This is a genomic window from Sporosarcina sp. CAU 1771, assembly GCF_054482775.1.
Map to the genome: position 1 here is coordinate 89172 of NZ_JBTLRN010000006.1, position 12693 is coordinate 101864.

The 12693-nt window shown below is 36.8% G+C and carries 10 protein-coding genes; 6 read left to right on the forward strand and 4 right to left on the reverse strand.

Annotated elements, in window-relative coordinates; genetic code table 11:
* Positions 1-481 precede the first annotated feature (481 nt).
* Positions 482-2392, forward strand: coding sequence for an ATP-dependent DNA helicase (locus tag ACXYMX_RS07125; protein ID WP_459043550.1), 1911 nt, complete (start codon positions 482-484; stop codon positions 2390-2392).
* A 289-nt stretch (positions 2393-2681) separates the two neighbouring features.
* A complete protein-coding gene (locus ACXYMX_RS07130; RefSeq protein ID WP_459043551.1) occupies positions 2682-3896 on the forward strand; it encodes an AI-2E family transporter in 1215 nt (404 codons plus the stop codon).
* Between the two features lie 77 nt (positions 3897-3973).
* On the opposite strand, the gene ACXYMX_RS07135 is transcribed toward ACXYMX_RS07130, so the two are convergent.
* Entirely contained in the window at positions 3974-4429 is a 456-nt protein-coding gene (locus ACXYMX_RS07135) for a chemotaxis protein CheX (RefSeq protein WP_459043552.1), read from the reverse strand.
* A 156-nt stretch (positions 4430-4585) separates the two neighbouring features.
* Here ACXYMX_RS07135 and ACXYMX_RS07140 point away from each other — a divergent pair, with 156 nt between their 5' ends.
* The 3 genes from ACXYMX_RS07140 to ACXYMX_RS07150 are packed head-to-tail and all read left to right on the forward strand — an operon-like array spanning position 4586 to position 9637.
* Entirely contained in the window at positions 4586-8191 is a 3606-nt protein-coding gene (locus ACXYMX_RS07140; protein ID WP_459043553.1) for a dynamin family protein, read from the forward strand.
* Complete coding sequence (locus ACXYMX_RS07145) at positions 8192-9013, forward strand: sulfurtransferase (RefSeq protein ID WP_459043554.1); 822 nt, start codon at positions 8192-8194, stop codon at positions 9011-9013.
* 18 nt (positions 9014-9031) lie between these two features.
* On the forward strand, positions 9032-9637 hold the full coding sequence (locus ACXYMX_RS07150; RefSeq protein WP_459043555.1) for a metallophosphoesterase family protein: 606 nt from the start codon (positions 9032-9034) through the stop codon (positions 9635-9637).
* Positions 9638-9672: 35 nt separating this feature from the next.
* On the opposite strand, the gene ACXYMX_RS07155 is transcribed toward ACXYMX_RS07150, so the two are convergent.
* Entirely contained in the window at positions 9673-10059 is a 387-nt protein-coding gene (locus ACXYMX_RS07155) for a reverse transcriptase-like protein (RefSeq protein ID WP_459043556.1), read from the reverse strand.
* Positions 10060-10274: 215 nt separating this feature from the next.
* A complete protein-coding gene (locus ACXYMX_RS07160; RefSeq protein ID WP_459043557.1) occupies positions 10275-10484 on the reverse strand; it encodes a cold-shock protein in 210 nt (69 codons plus the stop codon).
* Between the two features lie 142 nt (positions 10485-10626).
* On the opposite strand from ACXYMX_RS07160, the gene ACXYMX_RS07165 reads away from it, so the two are divergent.
* On the forward strand, positions 10627-11256 hold the full coding sequence (locus ACXYMX_RS07165; protein ID WP_459043558.1) for an HD domain-containing protein: 630 nt from the start codon (positions 10627-10629) through the stop codon (positions 11254-11256).
* 59 nt (positions 11257-11315) lie between these two features.
* On the opposite strand, the gene ACXYMX_RS07170 is transcribed toward ACXYMX_RS07165, so the two are convergent.
* Entirely contained in the window at positions 11316-12689 is a 1374-nt protein-coding gene (locus ACXYMX_RS07170) for an amidase (protein ID WP_459043559.1), read from the reverse strand.
* Positions 12690-12693: the final 4 nt, after the last annotated feature.

The following is a 12693-nucleotide window of genomic DNA, read 5'->3' on the forward strand; positions in this document are numbered from 1 at the left end:
CTTTTGGGGATTTCATCTTTTCTGCAGTGGGCTGGGTGCTGAAGACTAGACACTAAAGAAAAGCGCAAGCACCCGAGTAGCTCGCGAAAGAAATAGGGGAATCCACAGAAGTCGCTTTTTGACTTTTGGGGATTTCATCTTTTCTGCAGTGAGCTGGGTGCTGAAGACTAGACACTAAAGAAAAGCGCGAGCACCCGAGTAGCTCGCGAAAGAAATAGGGGAATCCACAGAAGTCGCACTTTGACTTTTGGGGATTTCATCTTTTCTGCAGAGAGCTGGGTGCTCAAGACTAGACACTAAAGAAAAGCGCAAGCACCCGTGTAGCTCGCGAAAGAAATAGGGGAATCCACAGAAGTCGCTTTTTGACTTTTGGGGATTTCATCTTTTCTGCAGAGAGCTGGGTGCTGAAGACTAGACACTAGAAGAAGGAAGGAAGAGGACTCCCTCTTCCTTTTCCATGTAAATTAGGAAGGGGTTTCATATGAATAGAAAGATGCCATTCCCTTTGTCGAAAGATAAATCATTTTACGACTCACTGAACGACTGGATCGGTGATACGTTATACGATGATTTAACCGAAAAAGGTTTTGAATGCCGAGATGAACAAATTTATATGGCGTTCCAAATTGAGAAAGCTCTTAAAGAAAAACAGGTATTGTTTGCAGAAGCAGGAGTTGGTACTGGGAAAACAATCGCCTACCTACTCCCAGCAATTGCCTATGCAAGATATACAGGTAAACCAGCCCTAATTTCATGTGCGGATGAAACACTAATCGACCAATTAGTGAAAGAAGACGGAGATATAAAGAAAATTAGTGAGGCACTAGGTTTAAATATAGATGTCCGGCTTGCCAAGGCTAGGAGCCAATACCTTTGTTTGAAGCAACTAGAGGAAACAGGAAATCGTTCAAATGAAGAGTATATTGAGGAGATTGAAGACCGAATTCCTGATTTTGTTTATGGGAGTGGTTCACTGCAATCGATTGTACCTTACGGAGAACGATCAGATTATCCGGAGTTAAGTGATGAACAATGGAAAACCGTTAATTATCAACCAATCCAGCAATGTGCTGCTTGTGATCTAAGAAACCGTTGTGGTCAAACCATTCACCGGAATCATTATAGAGAATCACTCGAAATAATTATATGTTCACATGATTTTTACATGGAACATATTTGGACGAATGAATCACGTGTTCGGCAAGGGCAATTACCGTTACTGCCCGAAACTTCAATGATCGTTTTTGATGAAGGTCACTTGCTAGAATACTCTGCGCAACGTGCATTAACCTATGAAGTGCAAAATAGTACATTATTAAATTTACTTGAACGCGTAATGGTAGATGATGTTCGAGAAGAAACATTACAACTAATGGAATTGCTTATCGACACTCACGAAGCATTCTTTCAATTACTTAAAGCATCAACGGAAGAATCGGTGAATGAGCGTAAAGCGATTGAGAAATCTGAAGTTCTCTTTGACCTGGGTAAAGAAGCGATACAAATTTCAACAGCTTTACTCGATGAATTTGTTTTTGAAGGTGAACTTTACACAATACCCGAATATGATTTGAAAATGGTAGAAGAATATTTGGATCAATATATTTTTTCAATGGAATTGTTTGTTTCCGAAACTGATGCTGTTGACTGGTTAGAAGAAAGAGAAGGCGAGTCCACGTTAGTTATTATGCCTCGATTGGTAACGGATATTTTGAGAGAAAAGCTATTTTCATCTAAAATGCCGATTGTTTTTTCTTCAGCGACTTTATCTGTTCAAGAAGATTTTAGTTACTTAGCAGATGGATTGGGCATTCAGGACTATCTATCATTCTCGGTAGAGTCTCCTTTTGATTATGAAGAAGTGATGGAAGTCTATGCCCATGATTTAGACGCAAGTATGAAAACAAAACGCGCGATAGAACTGATAGAGGAAGGGGATCAGACACTTATCCTCTTTAAATCAGAATATGCTATGAAAACATTCAAAAATCAAATTCCGGATAGTTGGAGAGATAAGATTGCATTTGAAGGCGAACGAGAATTATCTTCAATCGTTCGGGATTTTCAAGAGAAAAATGTTCAAGTACTTTGTTCATATCATTTGTGGGAAGGTTTGGATATTCCGCAAGATGCATTAACACGTGTTATTATACACGACTTGCCATTTCCTCCAAAAGATCCTTTATTTGAAGCGAAACGTGAGCATGCAACTGATGCGTTTCGTGAAGTGGATTTACCGTTCATGTTATTGCGTCTTAGACAAGGTGCTGGAAGACTAATTCGAACGTCAGCTGATTCTGGATCAGTTCACCTGTTGTTGGATAAGGAAGAACAAGCGATGAAGCCAGAAATCGAATCTATTTTCCCAGTTAAAATGAAAATTACAGTTTGATGCATCATTGAACTCTTTCTGACAGGTTTAATCTTTACCGATAGATATGGATATAGGCAATATCGTTTAGAATGAATATCTCTTGGCACTGCTTCGGCAGTGCTTTTCTTATACCTGTTTATATTTCAGAATCATAGATGCAATGCTGTTGGAGTGTGAACGTAGTAAAAATTGTTCAACAATTAAGTCTTAATATATAATAAGTATGTAAGATAAACTAACGTATTGGATTCAATTCCGGTTTGGGATATCCATGGATTGTTTATCAAATAGGAATGAGGCGCAGAATATGGAGCAGGAAAAAATAACTGTGAAAAATATTGCTACTTGGTTCTGGAAATGGTTTTTGAATAATAAAGTGGTCAGCATTTTATTAATTTCATTGTTAATGTTATTGAATTTATACTTTTTTTCAAAGATTACATTTATATTTAATCCTATTAAAGAGTTTTTTAGCGTGATTGGTTTACCTGTAGTAATGGCCGGTATCTTATATTATTTAGTAAATCCTTTAATTGATTGGATGGAAAGAAGGAAAGTTCCTCGGGTTGGAGGAATAACAATTGTTTTTCTAATTATTATTGGGCTCGTTGTATGGGGAATAATTATTTTGATTCCAATCGTACGTGAAGAAACATTGAGACTAATTGCAAATTGGCCAACGTATTGGGATAAGGTCATTACACAATTTGACAATATGTTACGAAGTAATGTCTTTTCTCAATTGCAAAATCAATTAACTGATATCAATCAAAGTATTTTAAAATCAATATCTGAGCAAGCGAAGAATGTTCTGAATTCAACTTTCAATGGTATAGGTAGTGTCGTAGGAACAGTTACAAATGTAGTCATAGCAGTTGTGACGATGCCGATACTTTTATTCTTTTTATTAAAAGATGGACGGAAGTTACCGTATCATTTCATGAAATTCATTCCGACAAAGATGCGCTTAAGTACATATAACTTATTAAAAGAAATCAATTCACAAATAAGTCAATATATACGTGGTCAATTATTGGTAGCATTTTTTGTTGGGCTAATGTTTTGGATTGGTTTTGCAATAATTGGTCTTGAATATGCTGTCTTACTAGCGGTATTGGCTGGAGTTCTAAATTTGGTTCCATATTTAGGTTCTTTTTTGGCGATTATTCCAATATTAATCATCGCATTGGTTGCATCACCTGCTATGCTCGTTAAGGTAATCATTGTATTTGCGATTGAACAACTTCTTGAAGGTCGATTAATTCAACCGTTAATTTTGGGAAGTAATTTGAACATACACCCAGTAACTATTATAGTTGTATTATTGACAAGCGGAAAATTATTTGGCATACCCGGAGTAATTCTTGGTATACCAGCCTATGCAGTGCTGAAAGTGATTATTGTGCATGTTTTTAATTGGTATCAAACGTATTCTGGGCTGTATGTGGATGGCTATAATCCAGCACCTAAACCAAATGAGCCGATTGGGGTTAAAGAAAGAAAAAGTAGGTTTAAAAAATAAATAGTCAAAGGTTGAATCGAATAGTCAAAATCGGAAATATAAAAACTAAGGACAGCCCCCAAGATGAGGAACTGTCCTTAGTTTTCGTCAATTGTTAATAGTACAGTTAACTGTCCACCATCTTCTAGTTGAACTGGCAGTTTAAATGCTTGCTTAAACCCATAAAATTTGGTCTTTCCAGACAGAACTGTTGGTGGAGAAATATCAAGAATAAGATTGTTTTTTTCCAATACAGTACAAAGATTACCTGCGATCATATTACCTAGTTCACCTGTAAAAGATTCTATCATTTCGCCTTCAATGGCCATTCCAAACATTGCTTGTCCAATGGTATCAATAACGTCAATTGTTGTATCGATAATTAGTCTTCCTTTAATACCACCGACGAGTCCAATAAGTACACTTAGCTCAGTCTGTTCATATGGTTGAGACGTTAAGGTAGGGGGAAGCACATCTAGTTTTACTGGGATGACAGTCGTTAGTGAAGTGATTGTTCCATTTAAGATCATTTGTATATGTTTAGATGTGCTCATAAAGTCTAACTCTCCTTAATTTAGATAATAGGTCAATAATATCATGAATTGCGACACGAAGAAACAAATTTCGACAAAATCAAATTAGTGAATCTTTACTTTAAAGAACAATGGTATGATAGAAGTAGTTTAATTGATGAAGGGATAGAATTATTCATGTCAGAGTTTACGAACAAACTTACATATTTATTAGAAGAAACAGCGTCATTAGGACAGGTTTTCAAAGAAAATGGTGATGAGGAACGATATAAGAAAATAGAATTGTTTGCAGAGAAAATAATTACAGAAGAATATATGATAGGCTACGCAGGTCATTTCTCTGCTGGGAAATCTTCGATGATCAATGCCCTTACAGGTGGAGATTTATTGCCTTCGAGTCCAATACCAACAAGTGCAAACATCGTTAAAGTTAGGAAAAGTGAAACAGATTATTGTGTTATTCATTCTACTGACGGTACTGCTGTAAAGTATGGTGGTCAGGGTTTGTCAGCTGCGGTGAAGTCCTTTAGTAAGGATGGGGCTGCCGTTTCATTAGTAGAAATTGGACATAAAGAATCTACACTTCCGGATGGAATAACGGTTATGGATACACCTGGTGTCGATTCAACTGATGATGCCCACCGAGTTTCCACAGAGTCTGCACTTCACTTAGCAGATCTTGTTTTCTATACAATGGATTACAATCATGTTCAATCTGAATTGAACTTTCGATTTACAAAAGAATTATTGCGATATAACCAAAACGTATACTTAATCATTAATCAAATTGACAAGCATAGAGAAAGCGAACTGCCATTTACCGCATTTAAAAAATCAGTGGAAGATTCATTCCGAATGTGGGGAGTTGAACCACGAGGTATTTTCTATACGTCGTTAAGAGAACTGGACATGCCAAATAATGACTTTGAAAAAGTGAAGACAATTGTTGACGGGTCAATAGAGCATTGGCAGGAGCATTTTATAGAAAATGCTGAGCAAACACTCGGAAAACTTCGTGACGAACACGAAAAGTTCTTATCTGATGAAATAGAGGAAAGAAAACAAAGTGCAAATGACATAGTTTTAGATGATGAATGGAATAAGAAGAACGAGTTCATTAAAGAAGTCTCAGAGTTGAAAAAATTACACACTCTTATAAATGGTGATGGTTTTGCTAATAATTTTGATGAAAAGAGAAATGAGCTACTTAGAAATGCTGCAATAACACCTTATGAAACACGAGAGTTATTAAAGTTATATTTGGAATCCTTGTCTTCTCGATTTAAAGTTGGTTTGATTTTTGGGGCTAAAAAAACAAGTGAAGAAAAAAGTAGAAGAAAAGATGCCTTTTTTGATAATTTAAGTGAACTTGTTCATGCTCAAATTGAAGTGCATTTAAAAATACTAATGAAAAACGCTTTAAAACAAGCTGGAATTTTAACCGATGAACGATCATTAGCAATCGATTCACTGGATCTTTCCATTTCAACCGAATCCTTAGAAAAAGAATTCAGTGCAACAGACGTATTAACAGGAGATGCTATATTAAATCAAGCGGATCGATTAAAAACAGTTATTCAGACTTCATTTCGCCGTTTGACTGAAGACTGGAAAAACGAGATGGCACTAGTTGCTACTAATTCAGGGACCGAAAATCATGAATTATTGGAACGTAAAACAACTAATCTAAATAAAAAAATTGACGCGATTACACAAGTAGAAAGTGTGGAAAAACGTTTAGATGCATTAAGAAGCAATAGCAATCCACTTTCCTCAGTAGAGTTAGAAAGACGTGACGTATTAATTGCGAGCTGGAAGAAAAGAGATACACTTCAGATTACGGAGTATAATGCGGAGCAAGAGATTGAAGAAATTCCGATTTTAAAGTTGGAAAATCAAAATGAAAAAAATGAAACAGTAGTATACGATACGATTCAGACTTCTGGTAAGGCAGCTCGAGTTGCGGAAATAATTCAAGATGTTCCGGGATTTATTCAAACTGCTGAATATTTAAAGAATAAAGGAGATAGATTGGACGGTCAAGAATTTACTGTTGCATTGTTTGGAGCATTTAGTGCTGGTAAATCTTCATTTTCTAATGCATTAATTGGTGAGAACATACTTCCGGTTTCACCGAATCCTACAACTGCGACGATCAATAGAATCCGTCCTGTTTCAGAGGAAAAGCAAAGTGGAACCGCAGATGTGTTGTTGAAAACACATGAAAGGATGACGGAGGATGTTCTTCGCTCTTTTAATGCACTTGGTTTTTCATTAGATTCGCTAGAACTTGCCTATTCAAAGGTCAGCGAAGCGTTAAATCAAGAATTAGTTGATGAATCCTTACATATTCATAAAGCTTTCATTAGTGCATTTCAACAAGGGTATCCCGTTTACAAAGAAAGTCTAGGAACTATTATTACTGTAGAACGGGAAGAATTTATAAAATTTGTAGCTGAAGAAAATCGTAGTTGCTTTGTTGAATCCATTGACTTTTTCTATGATTGCGAGTTAACGCGCAAAGGGATTACGTTAGTAGATACACCAGGGGCTGATTCAATAAATGCGCGTCATACAGATGTAGCCTTCGATTACATCCGCAATGCTGATGCGATACTTTTTGTTACGTACTATAACCACGCATTTGCGAGAGCAGATAGAGAGTTTCTTGTGCAACTCGGACGCGTTAAGGATGCATTTGAGCTAGATAAAATGTTTTTCATCGTCAATGCGATTGATTTAGCTTCAAATGATGAGGAAGCAGAGGCTGTCAAATCATTCGTTGCCGAGGAGTTACAAAAATTTGGCATAAGGTACCCTAGAGTACACGGAATTTCTAGTTTGGAGGCACTTCATTCAAAAGTTGAGGGGCGACAAGATCCTTTAATGAGTAAATTTGAAGAAGAGTTTCATCATTTCCTCGAACATGACTTAAAAGGATTGGCCGTTCAAGTCCTAGAGGAAGAAACAACAAAAGCGACAGATCGTTTAGCTTCATTAATTTCAAGGACGGAAGCCAATTTATTACGGAAAAGTGAAAGACTTGAGGAATTAACGAAACTTGAAGCTGAACTTAGAACGAAGTACGAATATAGTTTTGCGGAAGTGCTAACAAAAGGTGCGTCCGATGAAGTAAGCGAATTGGTATATTACATTCTGCAAAGAGTATTTTTACGATTTGGCGACTTTTTCAAGGAGTCATATAATCCATCCGTGTTTTTAAATCAATCTGCTGATCGGGCATTAAAAAACGCACTTGACGAAGCAGTTGGGATGCTTGGTTTTGATGTCACTCAAGAATTAAAAGTAACGAATTTACGAATGCTTAATTACATGAAAAAACAATTAGTTGAACGTCAAAAGTCAGAACAGATTGCTTTGAAAGAAAAAGACGGCTCATTAGCTCCTTCCCCCTACGAACCTTTAGATGCGGATATGTTGTCTTTTGATGCACCATTTACGAACCCACAAGTATATAGTAGCGTAAATAAGTTATTTAAAAATCAACGATCCTTTTTTGAAAAAGGTGAACGTGACTTATTAAGAGATCGACTAGAAGAACGACTAAAAGAAGATACAGCAATTTATCTAGGCCAACAAAAAGAGCGTTTGGAGCATTGGGCGAATCTTTGGATTGATAAAGAAGCAGAGGGACTTAGACAACATTTCTTAAATGAATGTCTAAACCAGTTGGATACCGAGAGAACATTACTAAGTAATAACGATAGTATCGAAGAATGGCGAACAATTTATGCTCAATTACAAGAAGAGGGGTTGATTTAATTGAATAAAGTATTCGTTTCAGTAAATGATATTACTCCAAATGATTATAAATGGATTGACACTCGATTTTCGTTGCAAAATGTAGATTTAGGATTAAAAAAGTATGAGGAAGCCCACGTTAGTGGAGCAACCTATTGGCATCTTGAACGTGATTTATCGGATATGCAAAAAAAGAATGGACGACATCCTATGCCTGATAAGGATTCTTTAATTGAATTATTTCAAAAAAGTGGACTATCACTTGCTGACAACATTATTGTTTATGACGATGGTGGGAGCCCATTTGCTGCAAGGGCTTGGTGGATTTTACAATATGCAGGATTTACTAATTCCTATATTGCTCTTGAAGGTTTTGAAGCTATTAAGAATGCTGGCATACCAGTAGATTCTGAGGTGTCGAACTCTGAACGGACATCTGTTTCTCCAGTTTGGGATGAAGCTATTTATGTGGATCGATCATTTGTTGAGAAGACTGTTGCAAATGAAACATCGAGTCTATTACTTGATGCTCGTGCAGCTGAAAGATATAGGGGAGAAGTTGAACCACTTGATCCAATTGCAGGTAGAATTCCAGGAGCATTAAACTTTGATTGGGAACAATTGAAAGAAGATGGTCAATTTATAATGGGGGAAGCTTTTCAAGAGAAATTAGGAGAAACAGTAGATCCTTCTCAAGAGATAACTGTATATTGTGGGAGCGGCGTTACAGCAGCACCGCTTTATGCAATGCTTGCTCATTATGGTTATTCAAATCTCCATCTTTACGTTGGGAGCTATAGTGACTGGATTTCAGAAGAAGGTGCCATCGTAGAAAAAGACTAACCCCAGGAGGTTTCAAGAATGCAGTATGCATTATTTGGCGACATTCATTCTGCAAAAGAGGACTTAGAAAAGGTTCTTGCTCACATTAATGAAAAATCTCCTACTGCCGTTCACATTGGCACAGGGGATTTATTCGAGTGCACGATAAGTAAAAAGAAAATTACAGACTATAAATATGAAAAGCTTCAAGATGTTATGATCATTCCTGAAGGTTTTCTAGAAATGTTAGATTTTTCTTCGATAAGAGGGAATCAGGAAGAACGAATTGTTTCCATTACAAGGAGCAATGATGCTCTTCGTTCCCAAATAGCAATGTTACCGGAAATATTGAAGATAGGGAACGCGAAAGTTATTCATGGACATCAGTGGAAGTGGGAAGGTACCCCTTGGTCTCTGATCGATACTGGAGTAGAAGACGATCCATTAATTTTTTATGGACATAGTCATCGTTCGGAGTTACGCATTAATACTATTCAGCAGGACATTGAATTTGGAGTCCCTTATCTACTAGAAGACGGACAAGCTTACGTAAATGTTGGTGCGGTGATTAGTGATAGGGAATGGGTACTCTATGATAGCTTGGCTAACACGGTCACTTTTATGAAAGCTGCAACGGACACGTGAAGAAGTTGGTAGGGGAATGGTTTATCAAATAATGTTTACTTTTGATGGAGGGCTGCTTTTGCAAGTGCATCTGCAGCACGGTTCTCCGAAGTTGGAATCCATTTGATGAAAAAGTAATCAAATGTATGAATGATATTAATTATTTCTGTAAGAAGTTCTTTTTGATCTTCACTTTTAACATATTCCTTTTCTACAGCCATAACGACAATTTGTGAATCAGAACGTGCAGATACGATACCAGTTGTTAATTTAGCAACTTCTTCAAGACCTCGTAATAAGGATATAAATTCGGCAGTGTGATTATTTGTAGGTTGAATGGGTTCTGAAATTTTCAGATGATTCCCTTCACCTTTAATAAAAATACCAATCCCGCTTTTACCTGGGTTTCCTGCACTTGCACCATCTACATATAATTCAATCATGTATATGTTCACCCCATCTGACCAATATCTTTTATTGTTACTTAGAGTATAATCTTACTTATAAAAGAATACAACGCTCATGTTTTGTGCGAGAATATTATGGAATGGTCATTAGTAATTTATGAGATTAAAGGTTGTTTTATTAAAAAAACAGCGCGTCAAAAAAAGCGAAAAAATATCCCGTTGGCAATAATGCTCACGGGATTAATTGATTATCATTCAATTTCAATTTTTACGACATTGGCCGCCTGAGGACCACGATTCCCTTCAATGATTTCAAAGGATACGGACTCACCTTCATCAAGTGTCTTAAATCCTTCACCTACAACACCGGTAAAGTGAACAAATATGTCTTCACCATCATCGGCTTCAATAAAACCATAGCCTTTTTCGTTGCTGAACCATTTCACTTTTCCTTGATACATAGTCTGTTCCTCCTCAGAGAATCAATGTCACCCACATCTTTACGTGGATACTTTATACTATACATGATTCGACATGTAACGTCAACGATTCGCCGGAATCTTCTGATATGTCTAAACTACTAATAAGAAAGAAAGTGATAAAGTGAAGTCAATTATTGAAGAGTGTACAGGCTTAGTCTATAAAATATATGCGAATTACGACGCTAGTCATGATTTCGCTCATATCGAACGAGTAATGAAAAATGCAGAAGATATTATGAAAACTGAACTTACGTATGATGAAGATGTGATTCGATTAGCTGTCCTATTGCATGATGTAGAAGATGCGAAATACAAATCAAAAGACACTCCATCTGTAGTAGAGATTTTAAAGTCAATTGGTGCTTCTAACATGCTAATAAATAAAGTAGTTCGTTGCATTGAAAGTGTTTCATTCAGTGGAGGTAATGAGCAGCAACTTACATCTATTGAAGGTGCAATCCTACGTGACGCGGATCGGTTAGATGCTATTGGAGCAATAGGAGTTGCTCGAGCATTTGCGTTTGGTGGGGCCAAAGGTAGAAAATTATACGATGAAAAGGAATTAATACGTACAAAAATGAGTGAGGAAGAGTATCGTGCACGTGGTACGGCATCGGTCACTCATTTTCACGAGAAGTTATTATTATTAAAAGAATTAATGGTAACAAATGAAGGGAAAAGGTTGGCAGAGGAACGACATGTGTTTATGGTAGGTTTTCTAAAACAGTTAGAAAAGGAAATAGGACTTTAATTCATTATGTTATAAAATAAATCCTTCCCTAGTTTATGGGAAGGATTTTATTTTGGTTCTTATATAAAATTCATTTTATTCTCTCGTTCCTTATAAAAGGATCCAAGAAATCCTTGTTCATAAGCAAATCCTGCTCGAAGTAATACTTCTTCATTCATTGCTGCACTTGCAAGCTGAAGTCCGACGGGTAATCCATTTGAAGCAATACCGCAGGGAATAGAAAGTGCAGGTTGACCCGTTAAGTTGAAGACGGCTGGAATCCGAATCATTGAATTAAATGTACTATCCGTAATTCCGTTAATTGTCATTTGTTCTTTTCCGATCTGCTGGGCAGTATCTGGCATAGTTGGTGTGGCAAGCACATCAATAGTTTCAAATAACGTTTCAAACTGATTAAAAAGTTCATTTTTCCTTTTTAAAGCTTTAATATAATCCAAAGCGGTAATCGAATGACTAACTTCAAGTGAAGCTTTTACGTCAGAACCAAATGAATCCAAGTTGGAAAGAATGGATTGTTCATGAACGAAACCCGCTTCAGCGATACCAATACTGAATGACAATGCCAAGTCTTCGGAAGAGAACGGAACTTCAACTTGAACGAGTATAGCACCCATTTGTTCAAAGTTTTGAAGTGCTTGCTCATATAGTTTTGTAGTTTCATTATTAATTAACTCATTAAAATAATTGCTAGGAACTCCGATACGAAGACCACGAATGTCCTCTCTAAGTACACCAGAATAATTTCTTCCTGTCATTGCATCCATCATCATCCCTAAATCTTCCATGTTTTTAGTAAGTGGACCAATATGATCAAGCGTCCAAGAAATATGTTTTACATTTGAATCATCAATCAACCCATGAGTAGGCTTCAACCCAACGATTCCGGTAGAAGCTGCTGGTATACGGATAGAGCCAGCAGTATCTGTACCTACAGATGCAAGTCCAAGGGATGCCGCTACTGCTACGCCTGATCCACCACTTGAACCACCAGGTGTGTACATGGTATTCCAAGGATTTTTAACGTCACCATGAAAAGGGTTATTTGAAGTTATGCCAAATGCATACTCATGCATATTAACCTTTCCTAAGCAAACGGCGCCTTCCTTACGAAGTCTACGTATAATACCCGCATCTACGGTTGGAATGAATCCTTCATCGATTTTAGACCCACTTGTTGTAAGAATCCCTTTTGTATATAAATTATCTTTATAGCTTATGGGGATACCCTCTAAAATTCCCGTAATATCGTTTGACAAATACTTTTTCTCAGCAATTGTTGCTTGTTGAATAGCTAGCTCCGCGGTTACGGAAATAAAGGCATTCAATTCCTGTGCATTTTCAATTCGCTGTAGATGATCTTTAGTTAATTCAACCGGTGATAATTCTTTGTTTGAGAATTTGCTTTTAATCTCTTTAATCGATAAATTTTGCATGTTT